The following is a 22,636-nucleotide window of genomic DNA, read 5'->3' as shown; positions in this document are numbered from 1 at the left end:
GCAAAAGCAAGCGGCCCCATACTCTACCCAGACGCAGCCCAGGCCATTTCACAGTACACATTCCAGCTCTTCTGCTCTGCTTGTATCTCTTCCAGGGTCATACCAGTAGGATGAACATGAAAGGAGACTGGGAAAGGAGTTTTTCGATACAAAGCGCGCAGACGGAGCGTTGCTTCTTCAAGGAAACCTGGCGGTAAAGGTTCAGGCGATTCATCCGGTTTGAGGATCCGTACAAATGTAATTGCTATTCCACCACGCTTGGCGGCTTTACAATTGGTATCTGTACGCCAGTCAACCTTCCCGACCAACCCGTACTTCTCTTGAAGCTCTATGAGGCTGGCATCGCCATGGTACAACTGATGGAATTTTCTCCACGTTTCTGCGCTACATTGTTTTAATGCGGTAATAATAAAGGGCACGTTTCCTCCTTGGTTTGCTCATACCTTACGCTGGACATGAGACAACGTCAAGGTATGTATCTCTGCCTTTTATCAATATACAGACCACGCGGCTTAGAAAAGCCGCTCTGGGTTGTGTTAAAAAAGCCTCTACAGCTTTACAGCACTAAGGCTCTACAGCTTCCCCCTACAGCTCCCTCGCCTTCTCCACCCGAATATTGCCACCGGGTTCCAGAATAGCTACATCACGCCGGGCAAGCGTTCCCTTCAGCAAGGCGTTGGCCAGGACGTTGTCCAAATGCTCTTGCATGGCACGACGCAGGGGCCGGGCGCCAAACTGTGGATCAAAGCCTTTTTCCGCCAGTTCTACCAACGCTGGATCTGTGACGCGAAGGGTAATCCCCTTCTCCTTCAGCTGTGACTGAACTTGCTTCAGCATGAGGCGGGCAATGGCAACGACCTGCTCAAAGTCCAAGGGCTTGAAGACGATAATGCCGTCAAAACGGTTGAGGAATTCTGGACGGTAGTACCGCGCAAGCTCTTCGTCCACCAAATGTTGACGGATGTGCTCCAAGGATTCGCCGGCTTTAATCCCGGCTTGGATAGTGGAAGTACCAGCGTTCGACGTAGCAATGAGGATGACATTGGTGAAATCCACGGTGCGGCCACCGCTGTCCGTGAGCCGACCATCATCCATGACCTGCAAGAAGACGTTGAGAATGTCTGGGTGGGCTTTTTCCAATTCGTCCAGCAAGAGCAAAGTGAAAGGATTCTTCCGTACCGCCTCAGTGAGAAAACCACTCTCCCCTGTGTCTGGATTACCAATGAGCCGGGTGAGGCTGGACTGTACTTGGTACTCCGACATATCCAAACGAATCATGCTCTGCTCATTCCCAAAGTACACTTCAGCCACGGCTTTGGAGAGTTCAGTTTTTCCAACCCCGGTTGGTCCCAGAAAGAGGAAGGTGGCAATGGGCCGCTTGGCGTCGCGCAACTCAGCCCGGGCACGGCGGAGGGCGGCCGACACGGCATGCACGGCTTCTTCCTGGCCAATGACTCGTTCATAAATTTTCTCTTCCAAGTGCAGCAGCTTTTCCGTTTCAGCTTCTGTCACCTGGGTGACTGGCACATTTGTCCGCTCGGACACAATGGCCGCTACATCCTCCCCACTTACGGTTTGGTTCTTCCCGCGGGTCTTATGGACGAAGACCGCCGCTTCCTCTGCAATGGTCACGGCTTTCTCTGGCAGGTACCGGTCATGCACGTAGCGCTGGGACAGCACCACTGCGCGTTCAATGGCATCGTAGCTGAAGACTACTTGGTGCTTGGCTTCAATGTGCCCAACCTTGCCTTCTAGAATCTGGATGGCGCCATTCGTATCCACTTCGTTGATGGGCAAACGCTGGAAGACTGAAGTCACCCCCGACTTCTCAATGTACCGATGCTCATCCACTGGATTCGTGGTGGCAATGGCAAGGAACGCACGCTGCCCCAAAGCCTGCGCCAGCATTTCTGCCAAATCCATTTTGGAACCACCGGCAGTAGTGAGTCCCATCATATTCTGCAGGTTGTCGATGTAGAGAATGATGTTTCCAGAACGGACAATTTCGTTGAGGATAATGGTGAAGCGCTCTTCCAATTCTCCTTGGCGTCCAGCGGCACTAACCAGGGACGATACGGACAAGCTCACCAAGCGTTTATCTTGGAGTGAGGGTGGTACATCTTCGGCCACCATGCGCTGTGCCAAGCCTTCCACAATGGTCGTCTTCCCCACACCAGGCAAACCCACCAGCATGGGGTTGGACCGCCCGCTTTCAAAAATGCGGAACAGCTCTTCGAATTCCCGTTCCCGGCCAATGCATGGTGCCAGCATACCCAGCCGCGCCAGTTGCGTCAGATCCCGGCTGGTGCGGTCCAGCATGGGTGTGGCAATGGCAGTGAACGCCCGGTTCATGGTGGTCTTCTTGGACCGGTACCGCGCGCGCCGTGCCCAAGCCGTGTGGGTGCGAGACAGCTGCCGGGAAATGGAAATCCATGCCACGACGTTGCGAAGTTTCTGCGCATCAATCCCCAGGTCAGCCAGGATTTCCACCACCAGTGCGTCGTTGTACACCGCGATGAGGAGTTCCGTCACATCCACCACAGGACGACCCGCTTCCACTGCCTCTGCGTACGCATGCAAAAGGGTGGTGTGCAGATCAGTGCTGACCTTGGGAGCGTGCGTGGCGCGCGGCAAACCTGTTAACGCACGATTCACGCGATCGCTGAGGGGCTTGCCTGGCACACCCAGGCGGCCAAAGACAATTTGCACGTCTGGGAACGCGAAGAGTGCGGCAAACAAGTGGAGTGTATCCACCCGCGCATGACCAAAGCGTTCGGCCAAGTTCCAAGCTCCTTCCACGGCACGCATGGCGGTAACGGCAAATGCCGGCGCCACATTTTCAAAACGGACTTGCTGGTGCATCACATCTTCCCAAGCCAGGGGCGGGGGTGGAACTGCCAAAAGTTCACCATCCCGGTGTGCAACCAAGACTTGCTCCTGGTAGCGCCGGCGTAGGCGGTTCACCAAAACAATATCTGCAAGAAGCGAGATACTAAAACCAAGCATGTACCAGGTTCGCGTACCCAAAAAGTGCACCACACTGTCCAGACTCGCAACAGGTTTGAGGTGCAGCCCTTCGATGATTAAGAAGACAATTCCCGCGATACCCAGGGCACCTAAGGTAAGATCAATAATCCTGTGTAAGGTACGCTGCAACTGCTGCTGGGTAATATGCAGCCTGTCCACCCGGCGGTGCCAGACGAAGAGCCGACCCATGAGCCACAACGCCGCCCGGGTGTTCCCACACGCTGGACAATCCCCGTCAGCGTGCACGCACGCGGGGCAGGTGACAATGAGTCTGTTTGGTAGGGGTGCCATTTAGATCAGCCAGGGCAAATGGAAAATTTGGTACAGCACGTAGTACACCGTAAGTACTGGAGCCAGAAGGTACAGGCAAAATGCCGCAAGGTAGATGAGGAGTACGACCACCAGAACAACGGTAAGCGCTAGTGCCACCACTGTGCGAACGAAGAAGCTAATGGCGCGGCCACTCTTCGTATAGTCGCCGTACATGGGCACGAATAAATTCTTGACCCAAATCACCGGGCTCCACCGGCTCCGCTGTACAAATTCAGTGGTGCGATGCCAGAGCGCGGTGCTGGCTTTGGCCAGGCCTTTGCCATACCACCACACCGGGAATAGCAAAATATCCTGGACAAATTCCCGGAAGAGGAAGACTGCGGGATTGGTGGTGGTCAGCTCAGTCATGGGTATTTGCAGTATACCACTTTACCCTCCCGTAGCCGCACCAACGAAACCCTCCCCTATCCCTATTTCCGCCAGTCTCAAACCCGGGTTCCACCCCAGAGGGAGGTAGATCCGCCTCTGGCGGACGTACATTCGTCATTATAAAAAAACTCCGTTCCATATTAATGAAACGGAGCAGACTCTGCTGCACTACCAACGTACTCTTGCATTTGTGTCCCGTTCCCGCATAACCGTGGAGTATAGGTCTCCTGCGTTATGAATAACCAGACGTTGAATTGCTTCTTCGCCAAATCTTTGCACGTAGCGTAAGAATGCTGATCCTTGAAGCCCTGCGGCATGTGCAAAATTGGCAACGATGAGCCACTGATGAGACCGTATGTCCTGCAATTGTATGGGGATCTGCAGGTATTCGGTAATTGCTAGTAATCGCTCAGTAGCTCGCCAAAACCGCCTGGTGTAACGCTGTCTCCTACCCCGAAAATCCTTAAAACTACTCGTTGCAAGAATATGCTGCGCAATAGTACCCGCTTCCTGAAAAAGAATATCGTCTGTACTCACCGCTTCTGCGCGCAAGCAAGCCTGCTGCAATTGAAATAGGCCGCTAATGTAATCTCGCTCGAGCTCGCACTTGTACAGGTAGTACTCAGGCACGTGATGCTGCACTTGCAGATACCGTTGTGCAAAAAACCACAGCACATAGGGGGCGTCGGTGTACGGACACTGAGGGAAGGGTACGAAGTTGGAAATGATCTTTTCCTTCATGCTCGACCTCCTGGTTGTGACGTTTTATATTACCTTCAGTGTACGGCGAAAAGCGGCCAGGGTCAAAATAACCCAGGTACCCGTATGGCTGTGTTTGCGCTCAAGTGCTGGTGTTCAGAGTTTAGCTTCTCTTACGAGAAAAAGCCGCTAAGAACGCCTCACGGGTAGTCAACTTTTCAATTTTCAACAGGTACTCCGACGCGAGGGGCTCAAGTTCTAGTTTTCGCCAACCGTTAGTAATAGCTATTCGACGAAAGGTGACGTTTATTAAAGGTGTAACATCCATAAGTTTGAGAATCCACTTTAACCGTGTTGGAGTTTCATGGATATGCTTTACATACTGCTCGCGCACCTGCTTTGCGTAGTATGCAACAAACTGCAGGCAGTATTCGATAGCGCCGCTTTCCCAAATGATTCGGCTAATATCTTTCCGATTCTTTGCCGTCAAATGTTGCTTTCCTATGAGATGAATGAAAATATTCCGGTCTTTGCTCGTGGTCCGTTTATTGAGCAATGTATACAATATAGGCAGCGTCAACTTCCCTTCCATGACATCATTATGGGAGGTATCTTTCATACCTTTACTCATTCCTGAAAGGTCTTCGGGTAGGAGTAAATCACCTAAGTCATTCCGGATCATTTGTACTAAGCCGAAGTATTTTGCAATAGTAATGCATGCGTCCTCCGCAGCTTTCTGGTTATAAAATTGCGCCCCCACGTTTGTTGACCGCATTGCCATTCGGCCAATCTCTTCATAAAATGAACCGCAAATCCCATAAATACGAGAAAAATAATCCTCCATTGCGGAATGCAAGGAATGGCCGCGTAGATATGTTTGAAGGGACTTCGGAGAGGAAAAACTTAAGCGTAGGTCAAGCTGCTGACCATGGTACATGACAAACTGCACATCGTTGAGGGCGCGGAGGAGAGACATAGCGACAACGGGTTTCTCTTTTGTCAATCCATGCAGCAAAATAAGTGAAAGGCAGTGCCCAATACTTCCGAGTAGGATGGCATTTTTTCGACTATTATACTTTTCATGTAACGTCAACTGCCCTTGTCGCGTGCGGGAATTATCGAATACATCATCAATGGCGTACGTGTTCAGCCAATTGTATACCTCCAACACCGCACCAGCCTGGTAAACGAAGTGCTCACCAAAGTAGCGATCTGTCGCTACTACGTGATGACTAACCAAATCGTGAAGTTCAAAAAAGATAGCAGGTCGAGTTTTCTTCCTTCCCTGCTTGTGGCCTTTGACTGCTTCCGCTGGGATTTGCAGCCAGTAAGAAATCATTTGTGCAACCTTATTGATGCTTGGTTTCCCCTCAAGACTTTGTATGGCCTGGCGAATATAAGTTTGTAAAAATGGCACCACATCTTTAACATCATTTCTTATAATTTTTTGTACAATCCTCGCGCGTTCTATTTCGTGGTTACATACGGCCTGATAGGTTGCAGTATTCGCCTTGAATTTCTTTTGGCCGTAGAGCGCGCAAAATTGTTTTTCAAATATTTCTGCATCAGCCCCAAAACTTGAAAATGCTGTGGTGTGACACTTAGAAAGGATTCCCGAAATATACGATTGCTGGCTGTACGCCCGAAGCTCTTGATCAACCGAGTAGTTTATTATCCCCTCCCGCGCGTAGATGGACTTGTAGTACTGATCAAGGTACGCAATGATTTTCTTCTCAAACTGCGCTTTTGAGTCACAATAGAGTATTGTCGTGTGTGTAAACTTATCGTGATTTTTCGCTTGTTCAGCGACTTGTTTATCCGTTGTCAAGATTGCTCCGATGCTAAAAGTCACCATCCACTGCGCTGAGTAGTAGTCTAAGTGCTGAATGTCCTCAACTATCATAATGGTAGGTTTTTCCTTACCAATAGCATACCCACACTCCCAAGTGCTATCCGTCCCAGCTGGTCCGTTATCCTGGGTATCGTACATCTTCATGTACGCCAAAATTGCATCACAAGCATTAATTTCCCCCAGATCTTTCGTTGCTATCCGAATGGGAATATTCCGATGATCACCAGTATACTGTTTATCAATCAATGCCGGTTGAAAGAGATCAACTTTTCGATTAAAAAAGGGTGTGTACGCCTTTTGAAAGTACATGGTCCACAACCGAATTCCTGAAGCGAGGTAGAGTTTGTATCGCTTCACAGACATATCCTACGGCGTTGCTTCGACAACTAACCCCTTGCCCTGCGCGGCAACGTCACCTGGTAAATCGCTGGTGATGATCGCTTTTTCCACCCGCAAATCTTGGGTCGTAAACTCGTCCCGCGCTGTGGCAACAGTTTGCCCAAGCAAGGACAGGAGCTTGCCCACATCCGTGGCAACTGGGGTGACTTTCACCTGAAACTTCGCTTCCAGACTGGCGAACAAACTCCCAGTGCCTGGTGGCACCCGGTTCACCCGCCAGCTCACTTCCCGCGTCGTCGGATCAAACGTCACTGCTTGGCCCGCAGTAACACTCTGTACGCCAGTCCATACCACTGCATCTGGCAACGTTGCGCTTACCACAATTTGCGTGGTTTCATTGGTGGCGTTGGTCAAGGTCCAGCTCATTTCGTACGTCGTCTCTTTGCCAACCTGCGGTGGCAGTGGTCCGGCACCAATGGGTACCTGCTCATCACTGTAGTACCTCCCCTCCGGTTCCACGTTGAGCTTGGTGGAAAACTTGGTTTCCAAGGGTTTGGCCTGGGTTTCAAAATTCTTACCCGTCACATCATCCATGCTGCCTACGGACGCCCGAACCGCAATGGTGGAGGTAAAGTTCTTGTCGCCTTGTTCCGTAATGTCCGGCCCGGAACGAACCGGGAGACGGAGGAGAATGTCGCCACCCTTCCCTGGTTCAATTTTTGCCAAACCAGGCACTTGGGCTTTCGTCCACGTCAACGTGCGGCCAGACAGCGTCCCCTTCTGCACATCGGATCGATCGTCGAGTTCAAAAATCTTTACATCTTTCCCGCCGCCATTCTTCTCCCGCAGCTCTGCAACAATGGTCACGTCTTGCATGTTGCTCTCGCTTTCATTTTTGTAACTAATAGAGAGGTTCAGCATGTCACCCCACGACAGTACGGTGCCGCCACCTGGGTTGGTCACATTGAGGGTGACTTGCAAGCCAGGCTGCACCAACGTACCAATCCCGCTCGCCTCAGCCTGCACCTGCAACTCGCCGGTGAGCACCCGGCCAGCGCGGAATTTGAATTCGGGAGTATCGCCAACATTTCCTTGGATGACTCCGGTAACCGTAATCTTCGTTTGGCCTTTCGCTGGAATACTGGCAATGTCCCAAATATTTTCTTCCCGGCTTGGCTTGGGCGTAGCACTGCCAAAGGTGAAGCTACTGGGATACTCCACGACTAGGCGGATGTCTTCCAGCGCTGCTGAACCCGTGTTCAGAACCACGATGGGGATTTGGGTCTGCACCCCAGGGGTAACCCGGAGCGGCACATCGGGCTGCAGTTGCAGCACGGAACTGCTGATGCGTACCGTCACTTCCAGATTTTTTTGGAAATCGTAGTTGAAGTTGGACGGCCGGTAGCCCAAGGTAAACCGAAACACTTTCTCCTGGTCTTGCTCGCCCACCAAGCGGCCCTTCACCGTTACGGTAGTGCCGGCTGATTTCTGCAACGTTCCCAGGTGCCAAGCATTGTTGAATTCGTTTGAAGCAGCAGGCTGGCTAGAGGCAAAGGTGAAGCCTTCTGGCGGGGTGAGCGTGAGCTCCGCATTCTGCAAAGCAATCTGCTCTTCATTGGTAACCGTGACCACAACGGAAACCTCATCGCCAGCGGCAATGCCTGCTGGGGCTTTCGCCGTGAGCTGCACTCGCTCACTGAACCGTGACGAAGAACGGAAAACTAAATACCCGGCCAACGTTGCACCGGCCAGGATCCCAAGCACGACGAAGAGAATAATCAGCCGGCGCTTCTTCTTGGACTTTGGCATGGCTTTTTTTAGATCCTGTGACGATTCCTCTTCGTCATCGTCGTCACCTGGCACAGGTTTGTAAATGGCATCCAAAACATCCCCGCGCATACGCACTGGGGCTTCGTCTTGCTCGTCATCAGCCTCCACATCCTCATCCGGCTGAGCCTCCGCATGCACAGGGGTTGTACCCTCCTGCGCTTCGTCAGCTGCATCAACTTCCAGCTTTTCTGGCAATTCGTCTGGTTCGGCAGACTTCAATTTTCGGATTGGGACGCGCTTTGCTGTGCTTGCCTTCGGTTTTGCCATAGTGCCATGCAGTATAGCGAAAAACCGGGATTCGGAAAAGAAAAACCGGGACTGCATTTCTGCAATCCCGGATAGTGAACGAACGAAGCTACTTCTCGTCAGCCTGTTCTGCAGGCAATTTCACAACCTGCACTGGGGTTGCACTAACGAATGGCACATTTGCCATTGAAAGCTGAGTGACAAACCCTCCATCAGCCTTAACTAACACGGTCTGCAACCGCTTCCGCACCTCCGCAATTGTTGGTGATTGAATGCTCCCTTGCAGCCGGTGTAATTCAACAACGCACTCAAAAACGACATTCGACAGAGCCTGGTAATCAACAATTTGCCGATCATTCTTCTGCAGCATTTCCAAACTTTTGGGGAAACGTCGTGATTCTTCATCTCTAATCCATTTTTCCAAAGCCCATCTTGGCCAAATACTTGTTGCGTACACACAAAAATGGCGGAGAAGAGTTTGATAGGTCTGAAGGATGAACCAATTATCCTTTGGATTTGTCGCAAAAAGGTACTCGAAACCCCCGGCACTTACATTCATCAGATCCGAGACTGGCTGATTGAGTTTCGTACTAATGCACTCATCTGTGGATGATCGATACATGAAATGCAATGATCGTTTGTACGAGTGAGGTTCCACAGTTTGCCAGGTGCCTCCACCGACTACAGAAGAGTACCAGTGGATAGTCCAGGCATTGCACTTTTTGCAGTACACTGGAATCATTACAAATTCTTTCGTACCTTCCCGTTGCTCACACCAAGCATTTGTGGGCTCCTTTGGTACGGAGAGTTCATTCTTCTCCCAATCAACAATGGTGTTGTCATCAACTGCGGTAATGATTTCTCCGGTTTTGTGGTTGCCACGGCAGCAATTCAGCCGCAGTGTGACGGTTGGTTGGAATAACATACATCCTCCTTCTCACCCTGAACTTCCTACCCTATTGCATGTAGGCCGAAATACGTGAGCCGTAAGGTTTCATGCATCAGAGGACAATCCTCCGCAAAGCTGGCGTACCTTTTGTACCAGCATTTGCACGGTCTCCCGCGATGTTGCATGGTCTTGCTTTGTCAAAGAGCAAGTACCTCAAACTAGCAAAACTGTGGGTTTTGTCAATACTCTGTGGCGAGTCTTACCCCAGCGCCCGGGTGAAAGCCACGAAGCGTTCCACGGGAATGGCTCGCTCAGCGACATGATGAAGCTCAGCTTGGGTCACGCGTGCTGCGTCTGTTTCGATTACGGGAGTAATGTTCTGATCAGCGATCATTGCCCAGCTCTCCCGCGTGAGCGCATGGGTGAAGTCCCGCACCTGGGCAGGCACGGGAAAGGCTGTGGGGTCCAGGTTCGCGCACTCCTGCCCTACCCACCCGCCATGGTGCTTGGAAAAGCGCGCATCCCCCACCAAGGGTTTGCGGCAATGCGAGCAATGAGTAGTGTCTGGCACCACGCCAACTGCGGAAAAAATGTGCCACGCCACCCACATGCGGAAACGTGCGTGTAGGGCTAGAGTTACGGGGAGTGATTCCAACGCGCTCAGCGCCTCTTCCAAGAATGAAGCGAGCGGCGCATCCGGCGCTTCGGGTTTGGTTATAGCGTCAGTAACCCCAAGCAGAAAAGTTAAACTGGCCACGTGCGCCAAAGACTGCTGCGCGCTGGTTGGCGCGTGCGAGCGTTCCACGGCCGTGATGGTCTCCCCAGTTTTCCCGGGTGCGACGGTGCAGCGAACCACTGCGCCAGGTTCCAGGTGCCCACCCAACTTGGCTTTCCCTTTCCGAATCCCACGGCCAAAAAATTCCACCTTGCCCCGCTCCTGGGTGAAGATGGTGTACAGCCGGCTGTCTTCGCGAACATCCTTCCGCCCCAGGACCACGCCGCGGACATCCACCAAGCTCATGGCTTGCGAATGCCAAAGGTTACCCGCGCGCCACCCAAGAGCAGCTCTTTCTTGCTCGCAACGTTGGTTACCGAACCCGCGCGAATGGTATTGCTGCGCGTCAGCTCTTGCAGTTCTTTGGCGTGCTCAGTGAACGCGTGCTGGAGTGTTGCATCATCAGTCTGCCATTCCACATCCACCACGTCCTGCACGGTGAAGCCGGCGGTTTTTCGCAAATCATTCACATGCCGCGCCAGTTCACGCACCAGACCTTGGTGCTGTAATTCTTCGGTGAGCTGCGTATCCAAACCAACGGTTACCTCACCAGCAGTTTTTTGAGCAAAGGCTGCGGGTATCGCAACGCCCGCCGTGATCTGCAGCACATTCATTTCACTGGCGAGAATGTCGTGGTACGCCTCCGGAAGTTGCACCGACGTTCCCAACGTGGCCAGCGGCTGACGGATTTTTAAATTCTGCTCTTTCCGAATGGCGTGACCCAGCTCAACAATCTTCTGAACCTGGGTCATGTTGGTCAGCACTTTTTCATCATACGGTTGCGCTGCAGGCCACGGAACCAGGTGCACGCTCTCGGGGTCTGCTTCCTGCCGCAAGGTCTGGTACACTTTTTCCGCAATGAACGGCGCAAAAGGCGCAAGCAACACCGCAGTGGCGCGAATTACCGAAACGAGGGTTGCCCCGGCTTCGGTGGAGAAACTTTCCCCTGGCCGCAAACGATCGCGGCTGCGGCGGAGGTACCAGGTAGAAAGGTCAGTAATGAAATCTCGCAAGGCGCGGCCAGCGGTAGTTGGATCAAAGGCTTCCAACTTTTCCGTCACTATCTGCGTAACCTGCCCCAGCCGGGCCAGCACCCATTGATCCAGCACATTGGTTGGTGCTGCGACAGCATTCCCCCACAGCTCCTTGGGCACGTAGGTGGTCGCAAAAGTAACCACATTCCAGTAGATGAGCAAGGTTTTCTTCACTACCTCATCCACACCCTGTACGTCAAAGTTCTTTGGCTCCCCGGCCTGGCTCATGGTGAACATGTATAGCCGCAACGCATCTGCGCCATACTGGTCAATCACTGCTGCAGGCACAACAATGTTGCCTTTGGACTTGGACATTTTCTTCCCCTTCGCGTCCATGATATGCCCCAGGGAAATGACGTTGCGGTACGGTGCGCCCCGGCCCAGCAAAGTGCTAATAGCCAGCAGGGTGTAGAACCAGCCGCGTGTCTGGTCAATGCCTTCGGAAATGTACTCGGCCGGGAAGTTCGTGCCTTGGTCAACCCGCTCCTGGTTTGCAAAGGGGTAATGCCACTGGGCAAAGGGCATAGACCCGGCGTCAAACCACACGTCAATCACTTCTGGTATGCGAACCATTGTCCCCTGACATTTTGGACAGGCGAGTTGCACATCATCAATGTATGGTCGGTGAGGATTCAGTTGGATACTGTGGACGGTCACTTCGCGGTACGCGCCCGTTTTCAAGTAGGTTGGGTGCTCAATCATCTCTGGACCTTGGCCAGACAGCAACCATTCAAAAGCCAGCAGTGGATCACCATGCGAAATGAAGAGAATGCTCTTGTCTGGAAAGGCGTTGAGGTAAGCATCCACCGCTTCTCGTACGCGGATGGCAACTTCCCGCAGGGTTTCGGCATTCCCATGCCGCTTATCTACCCGCGCCACATTTCCGCCCATCAGCTGAAAAATTGCTTCCCAGCGCTTTCCCTCATGTTCATGCACTTGGATTTCACGCAAGCGAGGTTCCTCAATGACCTGTACATCACCACCCAGCATTTCCTTCACCATCGCTGCAGTTTGCTTTGCGCGTAAAAAATCAGATGTCACAATGAGGTCAACTTTCCCGTGGAGCTTTTCCGCGGTGGCACGTGCCTGTGCTTTTCCTGCGTCGGTCAGATCGTTCACATCGGTTTCAATGTAGGTGTGTGCAGTCCCGGTGAGATTACCCTGTGCCTCACCGTGGCGCATCACAAAAATTTGGCGCTCGGGCGCAGAGTACGGCCAGGTTGATGCCTTGGCTTGCAGGTCAGCGTAGCTGCCCACCATTTCCTGGTGCTTGCACTGCTGGCACTCCCAAATGGGCAGCGGCGTGCCCCAGTACCGTTCCCGAGAAATTGCCCAGTCTTTCACCTCACGCAGCCACTCCCCAAACCGGCCTTGCTTCAAATGACCCGGCACCCAGGTGATGTCGTCGTTATTCTTCAGGAGCTGGTCGCGCAACGCAGACATTTTAATGAACCAGCTATCTTTCGCGTAGTACAGCAGCGGCGTATCGCAACGCCAACAGAAGGGGTAGTCGTGCGTGTGCGGTTCAGCGCGGAACAGTAACCCCCGGTCTTGCAGATCTTGGATAATCCCAGCTTCCACGTCTTTACTCTTCACAAACCTTCCCGCCCACTTGGTAACGGTTGGTAAAAACTTTCCGCTCTGGTCAACCGTGTGCTGCATGGGCAAACCCATGGCTTTCCCAAGTTGGTAGTCGTCTTCACCGTACATCACGGCGGTGTGTACCACGCCCGTGCCGTCCGTGGTGGTGACGAAATCTGCAGCCAAGACCGTCCAGGCAGTGGTGGACGAACCTTTGTCGACTGCCCCAGCAAACAGTGGCTCGTAGACGGTGCCAACCATACTCTCGCCAGAAAACTCCGCTTGGACTTTCACATCCTCACCCAGAACGACTAGGCGGTCTTTCGCGACAATGCGTAGCACACCATCGTGCTTCACCAAAACGTAGGTGATTGCTTTTCCAACTGCCAGAGCAACGTTACCAGGCAGCGTCCACGGTGTGGTTGTCCAGGAGAGAATGAAAACATTGTCCTTATCATCAATACATTTTTGGATTTCTGCATTGGGACTGCTCTGTACCTTGTATTGCACATAAACAGACGTATCCACCACGCTCTTGTACCCCTGCGCTACTTCGTGGCTGGACAGTGTGGTTTCACACCGTGGGCAATGCGGCACCACTTTGTGGCCTTTGTACATGAGCTGCTTGTCCCACACGGTTTTCAGAATGGACCAGACACTTTCGATATACGCTGGATCGTAGGTAACGTAGGGGTTGGCCATGTCCAGCCAAAAACCAATCCGCCGGGTGAGCACTTCAAAGTCATTCCGGAATTGCATCACGCTCTCTTTGCACGCATTGTTGAACTTCTCAATGCTGGCCGTTGGATTACCTGGAACCAAACTCTCAATCTGCTGCTTGCCAGAGATTTTCAGCTGCTTCTCCACTTGCAATTCCACTGGGAGACCGTGCGTGTCCCAGCCAGCCTTGCGTTCCACGTACCTGCCGCGCATAGTCTGGTAGCGGACAATGACGTCTTTGTACACACGCGCCAGCACATGGTGAATGCCGGGCTTGCCATTCGCCGTTGGTGGCCCTTCAAAAAAGACGAAAGGCTTCCCCGCTTTGGTTTGCGCCAAGGTTTTCTGGAAGACCTGCTGCTTATCCCACAAATCTAAAACCTCTTCCTCCATTGCGGGGAAGGGCGTGGGTTGCTGCGCTGGTTTCTGCGGTGATGCTGCGTTGGCCATAGCAAGACAAGTGCAAAATGTACTGTACAAAAAAAATCACTTTTTGGCAAGGGCTACGCACACACATTGACGAACAATTTATCAGCTGCTACAGTGCTATGAAATTGAACTTTCACATAAGGAGTGAATATGTCAGAACAATGCCCAAGCGATGGGTGCACTGGTGGAACTAAATCCCTCACCGTCGAGTTTGAAATGGGACCCCGGAACACACTTCCGTGCACGCTGGAAAACCTAAGTCAGGTTAACTTCATCAACTACGCAAAGCATAGTATGGCCCTTGAACTGTGCGTTGGAGACAATCCAAATCTAGAAAACCCTGTGTACGATTGTATCCAATTCGCTGAACCTGGTAAGCCGAATGTTGTATTCGGTTTTTCTCCGGAGGCACAGGCGGCAGTGATTCGTTTGATGAAGGTTATCACCGGCGTGAAATTTGTCGTTGGGCTTGAGGATGAACACCGAATCCTCTACTGGCGTAAGGATCTGGCCGAGCAGATTGCTCTATTTGAACAACAAAACTCCAAGGAGGAATAAATGGAGACCATAACGGTCCGAAAAGATCCAATCAATATGCTACCGTGCACAAACTGTGGCAACAGCACTGCTGAGCACTTAGACTGTCCGGCCTGCGGGAAAGAATTCTGTGGCACCTGCTTCCTGGAAATCCCAGAGGGCGACGGGAATAGCTGCCATTGTCCCCACTGCCACATGGAAGTGCTCTTACCTCCAATCAGCTAGTCGACCATAAGGCTGAACCCGCGTTCAGCCTTTTTCTTGACGATTTCTTTCCCCTTCGCTACGGTGTGGGAAACACCAAAAGCAGAAAGAGAGTACTTTCCTATGACAACGCAATCAACCCCACGCCTCCCAATCCCAGCGGCAGAACAACGCTGGATGCAAGAACTTGAAAAGTCCCTCTGGGATCATGGCGATGCGAAACGAAAACTGGAGCCTGATGAGTTTACATGCATCTGCGAGTTAGTAACCCGGCACGAACTACCATGTGAGCTCCTGGCAACTGGGCCAATCAATGGCTTTACGTTGATAATCTACAACCACCCTCCTGTCTTCGGCGTGAAACCCGATGTACTCCTGCGTCTGGGGGACGACCACCATCCGTTGGAAGAGCATGGACCCGAAGCTTGGAAAAAAATCCTGGCGGCATATGCTGAGCTTTCCAACAACCCTCGCAACGAACAGCTCGCTCGGTACTACAAACTGCGAGCGCCTAAACCGCTCAGTCACTACGAATACTAAATAATCATCCCCCGACTCTCCATGAGCCGGGGTTTTTGTGATTTACCAACCTTGGGTAGGCCAAAGCCCTCGCTTTGGCCTTGATAGTACATTGCTATTCCTCAGCCGCGAGCGAGGGCGCGCAGCTACCCACACCTCCACGCGGGTAGGCGAGGTCCCTTGACCTTGCCTAATGGAAAACGCCCGGGTCAAGGGACCCGGGCTACCCTCACTTTAATCTTCAATCCACCGCAGCTTAGAGAAGCTGCTTCTAAGGGGGAGGCACTGACTGTACAAGCCTCTGTCATTCTGAGTCTTCGAAGAATCTTGCTCTGCACAAAGGACTGTCTGCAATCTCCTTCGTCACCAACAAACCAACGCGGCTTGGGAAAGCCGCTCTGAGTTGTATGAACAGAAGACTCTATGGCTTCCCCACCCTACTTTTTCCCAATCACCTTCTTGTACACCTCCATGGTTTCTTGAGCGCAGGTGTCCCAGGAAAATTTCTTGGCTTGTTCAGGTCCGGCTTCAGCCAGACGCTTGGCCACCGCAGGTTTGGTGAGCACGTCGGCCATGGCGCGGACGAGCTGATCTACATTACTGGGATCCACGAACAGCGCAGCCTTGCCGGCAATCTCTGGCATGGAAGAAATTTTGCTGGTAATGACCGGAACGCCCAAAGCCATGGCCTCTAGTATTGGCAGCCCAAACCCTTCGTACAAGCTGGGGAAGACAAAGGCGCTGGCATGACCCAGCAGTTCCACTTTCTCATTGTGACTGACGTACCCCAGGTAGCGGACATTCCGCTTCAGCTTCAAATCCAGCATAGTTTGCATCACTTCTTCCGCATGGTACCCGTGCTGCCCGCAAATGACGAGCGGCACATCTGCCACTGCCGGCACACGTTCCCGCAACTTGGCGTAGGAACGAAGTAGGTGGATTAAATTCTTTCGGGGCTCAATGGTCCCAACAAAAAGCAAGTAACGTGGAGGGAGTTTGAACTTCTCCAGGGTTTCCAGTATCCGGCGCTTCAGCGGAATTTTCTTTATGGCAAACCCGTGGTGCACCACGTAGGTTTTTTTGGCCGGGGTGTTGAAAAGTTTCCGTAAATCTGTGGCAGTACTCCGTGACACGGCAATGATCCCATCTGCCTTGCGCAAACTCTGCGGCACCAGCAGCGAGCGGGAGATGAAGGAGGATGGGAACCACTCTGGATTTTGGTAAATGGCCAGGTCGTGCACCGTGTACACAATCTTCTTGGGGTACGTCAGCGGAACAGAACCCGCCGGCACATGCAGGAGATCCAGGCCCTCTTTGAGCAAGTATGCAGTAATGAGCATGTGCGTGTACCCAAACGACAAGAATCGCCCGTACTGCGAGAATGGGAAGCGCTTCACCCGCACATTGGGACGCTGGTAGGCAGCCAAATCCGGCGTGCGGTAATCAAAATACAGCACGAATTCCACATCCGGGTACTGCTTGGTCAGATGGACGACTAAGCTATCCACGTAGTGCCCCACGCCCGCACGCTCACCCGATGCGGGGTTGAGGATGGTTCGACAATCAATGCCGATGCGCATAGGGACGTTTGCTATGGAAGGAAGCAGGCTGCAAAGTGGGCCGGTCTCCGTACACTTTTGCTACATGTGCGCTGGCGCGGTGATGCCAAGCGTGTCCAGAACATCTGCCAGTACATTCTTTGTACCGCGAACCAGCGTGAACGGCAAGCTCTGGACGTGTTCGTTATCAATCACCCGGACATTCGTGTAGAAATCGTGGAAGGTCCGCGCCAGATCCAGGGCGTACTGCGGAATGCGCTGCACGCCGTAATCGCGGCTCACGTCTTCCAGCACCTCAGGCCAGCGGAGGAGTTCGAGTATAAGCCGGCGCGCTGACGCTGGCAATACCCCCACCGGGGTTTTTGCCACGGGCAGACCCTTGGTCTTGGCGATGATGCTGCACATACGAGCATGCGCGTACTGCACGTAGTACACCGGGTTCTTCTCATTCTGCGCTTTGGCCGCGTCCAGGTTGAAATCCAGGTGCGTGTTGGGGTCGTACATCAGGAAGAAGAAGCGCGCCGCGTCCAAACCAACTTCTTCCACCACTTCTTCCGCTTCCACGTATGTCCCCCGGCGCTTAGACATCTTCACTTCTTTGCCATCCTGCAGCAGGCGAACGAATTGGATGATGATGGGGTGAAACTGATGCGCGGCATTGTCAAAACCCAAGCCCTGCATTGCGGCGCGCATGCGAGCCACGTACCCATGGTGATCCGCACCCAGGATGTTGATGGCCACATTTGCCTTATGCTTGGTGAACTTCAGCCAGTGGTTGGCAATGTCCGGTAAGAAGTACGCCATTTCCCCATCCGCTTTCACCAAGACTCGATCTTTATCATCTCCGTACTTGGTGGTCGCCAACCAGGTGGCGCCTTCTTTTTCGTAGATCATGCCCTGGTCTTTGAGTTTTGCCAGCAACTTGTCCAGTACGCCGGAGGCAACCAGTGCTTTTTCAGATAGCCAGTTATCAAAGGTAATGCCCATGGTCTTGGTGACCACGCGCTGAATCTCCTTCAGCATCGTTGCCACGACTTTGTCTTTAATCTTGTCCCGAATCTCGTGGATCTTGGCCACGTCCGTCATTCTATAATTTGCCAGCTTCAGCTTCCGCGCCAACTCGTCCACGTACGCGCCTTGGTAGCACGTCTCGGGGTAGTCAATGGTAATCCCCTGCTGCTGCCAGTAGCGCCGCAGCACCGACTCTGCCAAAACGCCCACCTGGTTGCCCCGGTCATTCACGTAAAATTCCCGAACGACCTTATAGCCTGTGCGCTGCAGAACATTCCCCAAGACATCACCCAAAAAGCCACCACGCGCATTGGCCAATGTCAACGGACCAGTGGGGTTGGCCGAAATAAATTCCAAATGCGCGTGCTCACCTTTGTGTAACATGCTCTTGCCCAGACCAGCAACGCTCTTGGCCGCTGCCACGCCTTGTGCAGTAAGCCACGCATCAGACAAGCGCAAGTTCATAAACCCGGGCCCAGCAATGGAAATATCGCCAATGGCTGGGTGCGCCTGAGCTTTGAGTTTTTCCACCAGCTGGCTGGCGGCCTGCTGCGGCGCAATCCCCTGCTGCTTGCCCAACGCTAAAGCGATGCTAGTTGCGTAATCACCATGTTCAGCGGAACTTGGACGTTCCACCTTAACCTTCAAGGCATCAGCCCCAACAAGTTCTTGGAGCATTTTCTGGAGTTCGAATCGGATGTGCATGGGTGCAGTATACCACGCATGCTTGACAAAAAAGCATGGTTCTTGTAAGGTGCGAGGTCAACATAAACCTGAAACATCGTCATCCTTGAAAGGAGGATCCGCATGGATCACCCAGCGAACACCTACTTCCTCGACACGCAACGCGCCTTTGAGAAACTCATTCAAGTTGATTTGGATGAGCGCCATGATGCAAACGGCATCGATCATGCCCTTGAGCACCTGGCGCGGTTGGAGCTCGTTCGGTCGACCCTTGAAGTTTCCATTCACCGTGTTGCGAATGCAACGGACTGTCCGTACAAACTCAATGTTGCGTATGAGCAGCCGGGTGATATGGCGCAGCGGCTGAAGGAAATTTGCGACATTCGCCTCAGTCGTATCAACACCAGAGTTCGTGCCGAAGAGATGCGGGGATTTTTTACCGACGCATTCCTGGCACTATGTTGGGCTTTCATTGAACCCAAGCAAAACACATACGACCTCTGGTTGGCCGAACGTCGGAACCACCCGTTCTTCAATATTGACCTGCAATCCATGGAGATGAATTGATCGATGAAAAATGCACAATTCTTCTTAGAACTGCGACGCGAATTGGAAGCACATGGCCATTGCACAATTGGTGAGGCGGCACTGCCCGATGCGCTCCTCGGATCGGAAGCCGAAGTCGACATACGACGGATTATTCCGGCACTTCTGCAAACTGCAGCGGTAGGACACATCAGCAGCCCGAATCTCTACTACCCAGGTACTGAAGTACCAGCGCAAGTAGCCGCGCTACTCCATATTATGACTGCTGCAAAATTGGAAGCGCTCGGCAGGAGTAGTCTGATAGACGAGCAGAAGAATCGGGTCTACCAAGATATCTTCATTATCTTCTGTCTAGCCTACGAAGCCCCAAATGCTCAGGCTTTCAAGCTGGTCATAGAACGACAACGAAACACGTACATTTTTCTACGGCCGCTTGCAACCACTGTCGCCTAAACAAACCTTCAAATACCCCGCGTCTGCCACTGGTACGACGCGGGTTTCTCTTTTCCTCTATACTGTCTGCATGCCCAAACTCGCCACCAATAAGAAAGCTAGCTTCAACTACGAGGTATTGGAAACCTTGGATGCGGGCATTGCCCTCACCGGCCCGGAAGTGAAGTCAGCAAAGACTGGAAATCTGAACCTCCAGGGAGCCTATGTTTCACTGCGGGAGAATGGACTGTGGCTGGTGCATGCGTACATTGCGCCGTACAAACCCGCAGCGGCCGTGCAAGTGCACTACCAGCCTGACCGGGACAGGCAGCTCCTGGTGAAGCGCCAGGAAATTGCCTCGCTGACTGGAAAAATGCGCAGCGCGGGCGTCACCCTCATCCCCTTGCGCATCTACACCAACCGCGGACTCGTCAAAGTCGCTTTGGGTCTGGCGCGTGGGAAGAAGGAGCACGACAAACGCGCGAGTATCAAGAAGCGAGAAACGAACCGCGATATGGCAAGGGCGATGCGAAAAAGAGGTTAAGGTTTGGGTGTTGCGGCGAGTGGAGTTATAAGGTTTTGTTTACTGTTAGCCCACAACCTTACCCTACGACCATACTCGCCGCCACACCACTACCCATACCTCACCCTGAACCTTCGCGTTTACAGAATCACCCCTGGTTCTCTAAACGGGGATGTTCAGAAGTTGATAGTTTGCTCGTCCTCTGCTGTGCAGGTCGCCCGCGTTCAACATGGCGTAAAACTGTTGGACAATTGACAACTGCCACGTCTTTTGTCAGCAAAGTGAAGGTTGCGTTCGCTAACGCGTTCGCGCCTCAGTTTGCTCCGGTCGTCGCCTAAAAACCGACAACCCATTCGCCCCGCAGCCTGGTGCGGGAATCGCGAGTGCCATACTCCAGGCTGGGTTACCGTTACCCTTACTGGCGGTAACTGAGAACTCCGTAAGGTCGGGTTGTAGCGAGCTTGGCCATTCCGTGCGCTGCAGCCTCCACCTTTGAACGGCCCAAACCTGTCGACCAGTAGAACAGCGGTGAACTAGACAGGGGTGCAAGACCCCTCATCTCCACCTCAAAAAGCGTCCATGGACGCTTTTTGAGGTGTCCCGAGCGTAGCCCTGAGTGCAGCCGAAGGGCGGAGTCGAGGGGCACACGAGTTAGTATTTCGCACCAGCTCGTCTTGCGTGTACGAACTTACCGGGGTGAAGGAGAGCTGAGTACAATCCCCAAAATGGGGCTTAACGAATTGAAATCTGCTATACTCCCCTTATCTCCTTCCGTGTAACCCATAATCCGTATAAGTACCAAACGCTTCCGGGTCAACCTGCAGATTCGCATTCCCCAAGTGCAAGTGATTGACGCCGACGGCAAATTCCTGGGCCCGATGACCACCGAGCAGGCTTTGGCGCACGCGCGCGAGCAAGAGCTGGATCTGGTGGAAGTGAACCCCATTGCCCAGCCACCCATTTGCAAAATTATTGACTGGGGTTCCTACCTCTACCAGCAGGAAAAAGCCGAACGCAAGCAGAAAGCGAAAACCAAGGTCTCAGAAATTAAGGGCATCCGCCTGTCCCTGAAAATTGGCGCACACGACCTGAACATGCGGAAAGAGCAATCCCTAAAATTCTTTGAGAAGGGTGACCGAGTGAAGCTGGAAATGATCCTCCGCGGCCGTGAACGCGCCCGGGCGGATTTGGCCAAGAAGATCCTCCACGACTTCATTGCCAGCCTGGGCGATGGGGTGGTGGTGGACGCACCAGTCAGCCAAATGGGTGGCCGCCTGACCCTGCTGATTCGAAAGAAAAAGTAGGTGGGGAGGGTGTAAAGCCAGTTACCCCACCTCAAGCAGCAGCTTCTCCAAGCTGCGGCGTCGTGTAACACGAACTGTCTACCAATGAGACAGGCAATCCCGCTGTATTACGGAACCAAGATGACTGTCTATGCTCTTTTTGCATTCCTGGTTTTTATACTAAGGTCTACTCATCAGGGTTACCTCCCCCTACCCCCTCCTTCAAAAGAGGGGAGGAATTTTTTGTTTATTACAGACCAAGGTCTGTTTGTACGTTTCCTCCCCTTCCGAAGGGGAGGTTAGGTGGGGTAACCCTTACCGGTCAAAGCCTGTGCTACAAGAACTAGGCTTTATCCAAATCAAACCAATTTCCTCAATCTTCCACCCCTCCCCCTTGACGTATCCCCCAGAAACCGTTACATTCTAGTCCTGTATGCCAAAGCTCAAGACCCACAAAGCAACAGCCAAACGCTTCCGCCGCACCGGCGCGAAGAACGTCATGCGTCGCGCAGCTGGGCAAGACCACTTCAATGCCCGGGAATCTGGCACCACCACGCGGAAAAAGCGCCGGGACGTGTCTGCGCATAAGACCAATCTCCGAGCCATCATGCAGGTTACTCCTTCTGCCTAAGTACCTATGCGCGTCAAACGAGGCACAACCCACGTCAAGCATCGCAAGAACCTCCTCTCCCGAGCGAAGGGCTACCGCTGGAAGCGTAAATCTAGCATCAAGTTGGCCAAAGTTGCTGTCCGCAAAGCCGGCCGCTACGCCTACATCCACCGCCGCCTGAAGAAGCGCGATGCACGCACGCTCTGGCAAGTGAAGATTAACGCTGGCACCCGTCAGCATGAGATGTCCTACAGTGTCTTCATGGGCAAACTCATCAAGGCCAACATTAAAGTTGACCGGAAGATTTTGGCGCAGCTGGCAGAGTTCTACCCAGAAACCTTCAAGGGTATTGTTGATCTGGTGCGCTAAGCCGCTTCCCCTACTCCAAACGCGGTGCGCAAGCGCACGCCGCGACCTTGGCAATGGGAAAGGCTTCATGGTACACTCGCCCCGCAGTCCTCTGGACCCGTAGTGTAGCGGTTAACACGTCTCCCTGTCACGGAGAAGATCGAGGGTTCGATTCCCTTCGGGTCCGCCATTCGACTCGCCCTAAAGGGCTCGCTCATGGTCTTCGTCCTTCGTATGACTCAGGACTTCGACCAATT

Annotated in this window: 20 protein-coding genes, 1 tRNA gene and 1 other RNA gene; 11 read left to right on the top strand and 11 right to left on the bottom strand. The window is 52.9% G+C overall.

Translation table 11 applies throughout. The annotated features are described in order from the left end of the window. Positions 1-23 precede the first annotated feature (23 nt). From WCV85_01460 to WCV85_01420, 9 genes are all read right to left on the bottom strand, one after another. On the bottom strand, positions 24-419 hold the full coding sequence (locus WCV85_01460) for a hypothetical protein (GenBank protein MFA6473519.1): 396 nt from the start codon (positions 417-419) through the stop codon (positions 24-26). Positions 420-585: 166 nt separating this feature from the next. Then, positions 586-3,318 (bottom strand): ATP-dependent Clp protease ATP-binding subunit, encoded by a 2,733-nt coding sequence (locus tag WCV85_01455; GenBank protein MFA6473518.1) that lies wholly within the window; start codon positions 3,316-3,318, stop codon positions 586-588. Beyond that, positions 3,319-3,708 carry a hypothetical protein gene (locus WCV85_01450; GenBank protein MFA6473517.1) on the bottom strand — a complete coding sequence of 130 codons (390 nt, stop codon included), beginning with the start codon at positions 3,706-3,708 and terminating at the stop codon, positions 3,319-3,321. It lies immediately after the preceding gene. A gap of 189 nt (positions 3,709-3,897) precedes the next feature. Continuing rightward, positions 3,898-4,470, bottom strand: a complete 573-nt coding sequence (locus WCV85_01445; GenBank protein MFA6473516.1) for a hypothetical protein — start codon at positions 4,468-4,470, stop codon at positions 3,898-3,900. A gap of 121 nt (positions 4,471-4,591) precedes the next feature. Beyond that, the gene (locus WCV85_01440) at positions 4,592-6,643 is read right to left on the bottom strand and encodes a polyprenyl synthetase family protein (GenBank protein MFA6473515.1); all 2,052 of its coding nucleotides are present in this window, start codon (positions 6,641-6,643) and stop codon (positions 4,592-4,594) included. 3 nt (positions 6,644-6,646) lie between these two features. Further along, on the bottom strand, positions 6,647-8,716 hold the full coding sequence (locus tag WCV85_01435) for a hypothetical protein (GenBank protein ID MFA6473514.1): 2,070 nt from the start codon (positions 8,714-8,716) through the stop codon (positions 6,647-6,649). An 88-nt stretch (positions 8,717-8,804) separates the two neighbouring features. Further along, positions 8,805-9,620, bottom strand: a complete 816-nt coding sequence (locus WCV85_01430; protein ID MFA6473513.1) for a hypothetical protein — start codon at positions 9,618-9,620, stop codon at positions 8,805-8,807. 223 nt (positions 9,621-9,843) lie between these two features. Continuing rightward, positions 9,844-10,605, bottom strand: a complete 762-nt coding sequence (gene recO, locus WCV85_01425; GenBank protein ID MFA6473512.1) for a DNA repair protein RecO — start codon at positions 10,603-10,605, stop codon at positions 9,844-9,846. Further along, on the bottom strand, positions 10,602-14,144 hold the full coding sequence (locus WCV85_01420) for a class I tRNA ligase family protein (GenBank protein MFA6473511.1): 3,543 nt from the start codon (positions 14,142-14,144) through the stop codon (positions 10,602-10,604). The genes recO and WCV85_01420 overlap by 4 nt, the downstream gene beginning before the upstream one ends. Positions 14,145-14,273: 129 nt before the next feature. On the opposite strand from WCV85_01420, the gene WCV85_01415 reads away from it, so the two are divergent. From WCV85_01415 to WCV85_01405, 3 genes are all read left to right on the top strand, one after another. Continuing rightward, positions 14,274-14,681 carry a hypothetical protein gene (locus tag WCV85_01415; protein ID MFA6473510.1) on the top strand — a complete coding sequence of 136 codons (408 nt, stop codon included), beginning with the start codon at positions 14,274-14,276 and terminating at the stop codon, positions 14,679-14,681. After that, entirely contained in the window at positions 14,682-14,885 is a 204-nt protein-coding gene (locus WCV85_01410) for a hypothetical protein (protein ID MFA6473509.1), read from the top strand. A 102-nt stretch (positions 14,886-14,987) separates the two neighbouring features. Next, entirely contained in the window at positions 14,988-15,404 is a 417-nt protein-coding gene (locus WCV85_01405; GenBank protein ID MFA6473508.1) for a hypothetical protein, read from the top strand. 416 nt (positions 15,405-15,820) lie between these two features. Here WCV85_01405 and WCV85_01400 read toward each other — a convergent pair whose 3' ends face one another. Both WCV85_01400 and argS read right to left on the bottom strand, forming a co-directional pair. Further along, positions 15,821-16,963 carry a glycosyltransferase family 1 protein gene (locus WCV85_01400; GenBank protein ID MFA6473507.1) on the bottom strand — a complete coding sequence of 381 codons (1,143 nt, stop codon included), beginning with the start codon at positions 16,961-16,963 and terminating at the stop codon, positions 15,821-15,823. Between the two features lie 60 nt (positions 16,964-17,023). Then, complete coding sequence (gene argS / locus WCV85_01395; GenBank protein ID MFA6473506.1) at positions 17,024-18,658, bottom strand: arginine--tRNA ligase; 1,635 nt, start codon at positions 18,656-18,658, stop codon at positions 17,024-17,026. Positions 18,659-18,760: 102 nt separating this feature from the next. Here argS and WCV85_01390 point away from each other — a divergent pair, with 102 nt between their 5' ends. From WCV85_01390 to WCV85_01355, 8 genes are all read left to right on the top strand, one after another. Beyond that, positions 18,761-19,204 carry a hypothetical protein gene (locus WCV85_01390; GenBank protein ID MFA6473505.1) on the top strand — a complete coding sequence of 148 codons (444 nt, stop codon included), beginning with the start codon at positions 18,761-18,763 and terminating at the stop codon, positions 19,202-19,204. A gap of 3 nt (positions 19,205-19,207) precedes the next feature. Beyond that, the gene (locus WCV85_01385) at positions 19,208-19,636 is read left to right on the top strand and encodes a hypothetical protein (protein MFA6473504.1); all 429 of its coding nucleotides are present in this window, start codon (positions 19,208-19,210) and stop codon (positions 19,634-19,636) included. Between the two features lie 70 nt (positions 19,637-19,706). Next, positions 19,707-20,159, top strand: coding sequence for an SsrA-binding protein SmpB (gene smpB, locus WCV85_01380; protein ID MFA6473503.1), 453 nt, complete (start codon positions 19,707-19,709; stop codon positions 20,157-20,159). Between the two features lie 147 nt (positions 20,160-20,306). Beyond that, positions 20,307-20,705, top strand: a transfer-messenger RNA (tmRNA) gene (gene ssrA, locus WCV85_01375). 215 nt (positions 20,706-20,920) lie between these two features. Next, positions 20,921-21,442: a translation initiation factor IF-3 gene (gene infC / locus WCV85_01370; protein ID MFA6473502.1), complete on the top strand. Its 522-nt coding sequence runs from the start codon at positions 20,921-20,923 to the stop codon at positions 21,440-21,442. A gap of 412 nt (positions 21,443-21,854) precedes the next feature. Then, positions 21,855-22,052, top strand: coding sequence for a 50S ribosomal protein L35 (locus WCV85_01365; GenBank protein MFA6473501.1), 198 nt, complete (start codon positions 21,855-21,857; stop codon positions 22,050-22,052). Between the two features lie 6 nt (positions 22,053-22,058). Further along, positions 22,059-22,400: a 50S ribosomal protein L20 gene (rplT, locus tag WCV85_01360; GenBank protein MFA6473500.1), complete on the top strand. Its 342-nt coding sequence runs from the start codon at positions 22,059-22,061 to the stop codon at positions 22,398-22,400. Positions 22,401-22,493: 93 nt separating this feature from the next. Continuing rightward, a tRNA-Asp gene (locus WCV85_01355) sits at positions 22,494-22,569 on the top strand. The last annotated feature ends 67 nt before the right edge of the window (positions 22,570-22,636 follow it).

The organism is Patescibacteria group bacterium (assembly GCA_041665345.1).
Lineage (GTDB): Bacteria > Patescibacteriota > Patescibacteriia > PEXW01 > PEXW01 > JBAYJA01.
This window is presented reverse-complemented; position numbering and strand designations above follow the sequence as displayed.

Excerpts from the sequence above, each read along its gene's own strand:
- WCV85_01455 (MFA6473518.1), bottom strand. The coding sequence starts at position 3,318 with ATGGCACCCCTACCAAACAGACTCATTGTCACCTGCCCCGCGTGCGTG.
- WCV85_01450 (MFA6473517.1), bottom strand. The coding sequence starts at position 3,708 with ATGACTGAGCTGACCACCACCAATCCCGCAGTCTTCCTCTTCCGGGAA.
- WCV85_01445 (MFA6473516.1), bottom strand. The coding sequence starts at position 4,470 with ATGAAGGAAAAGATCATTTCCAACTTCGTACCCTTCCCTCAGTGTCCG.
- WCV85_01440 (MFA6473515.1), bottom strand. The coding sequence starts at position 6,643 with ATGTCTGTGAAGCGATACAAACTCTACCTCGCTTCAGGAATTCGGTTG.
- WCV85_01435 (MFA6473514.1), bottom strand. The coding sequence starts at position 8,716 with ATGGCAAAACCGAAGGCAAGCACAGCAAAGCGCGTCCCAATCCGAAAA.
- WCV85_01430 (MFA6473513.1), bottom strand. The coding sequence starts at position 9,620 with ATGTTATTCCAACCAACCGTCACACTGCGGCTGAATTGCTGCCGTGGC.
- recO (MFA6473512.1), bottom strand. The coding sequence starts at position 10,605 with ATGAGCTTGGTGGATGTCCGCGGCGTGGTCCTGGGGCGGAAGGATGTT.
- WCV85_01420 (MFA6473511.1), bottom strand. The coding sequence starts at position 14,144 with ATGGCCAACGCAGCATCACCGCAGAAACCAGCGCAGCAACCCACGCCC.
- WCV85_01415 (MFA6473510.1), top strand. The coding sequence starts at position 14,274 with ATGTCAGAACAATGCCCAAGCGATGGGTGCACTGGTGGAACTAAATCC.
- WCV85_01410 (MFA6473509.1), top strand. The coding sequence starts at position 14,682 with ATGGAGACCATAACGGTCCGAAAAGATCCAATCAATATGCTACCGTGC.
- WCV85_01405 (MFA6473508.1), top strand. The coding sequence starts at position 14,988 with ATGACAACGCAATCAACCCCACGCCTCCCAATCCCAGCGGCAGAACAA.
- WCV85_01400 (MFA6473507.1), bottom strand. The coding sequence starts at position 16,963 with ATGCGCATCGGCATTGATTGTCGAACCATCCTCAACCCCGCATCGGGT.
- argS (MFA6473506.1), bottom strand. The coding sequence starts at position 18,658 with ATGCACATCCGATTCGAACTCCAGAAAATGCTCCAAGAACTTGTTGGG.
- WCV85_01390 (MFA6473505.1), top strand. The coding sequence starts at position 18,761 with ATGGATCACCCAGCGAACACCTACTTCCTCGACACGCAACGCGCCTTT.
- WCV85_01385 (MFA6473504.1), top strand. The coding sequence starts at position 19,208 with ATGAAAAATGCACAATTCTTCTTAGAACTGCGACGCGAATTGGAAGCA.
- smpB (MFA6473503.1), top strand. The coding sequence starts at position 19,707 with ATGCCCAAACTCGCCACCAATAAGAAAGCTAGCTTCAACTACGAGGTA.
- WCV85_01365 (MFA6473501.1), top strand. The coding sequence starts at position 21,855 with ATGCCAAAGCTCAAGACCCACAAAGCAACAGCCAAACGCTTCCGCCGC.
- rplT (MFA6473500.1), top strand. The coding sequence starts at position 22,059 with ATGCGCGTCAAACGAGGCACAACCCACGTCAAGCATCGCAAGAACCTC.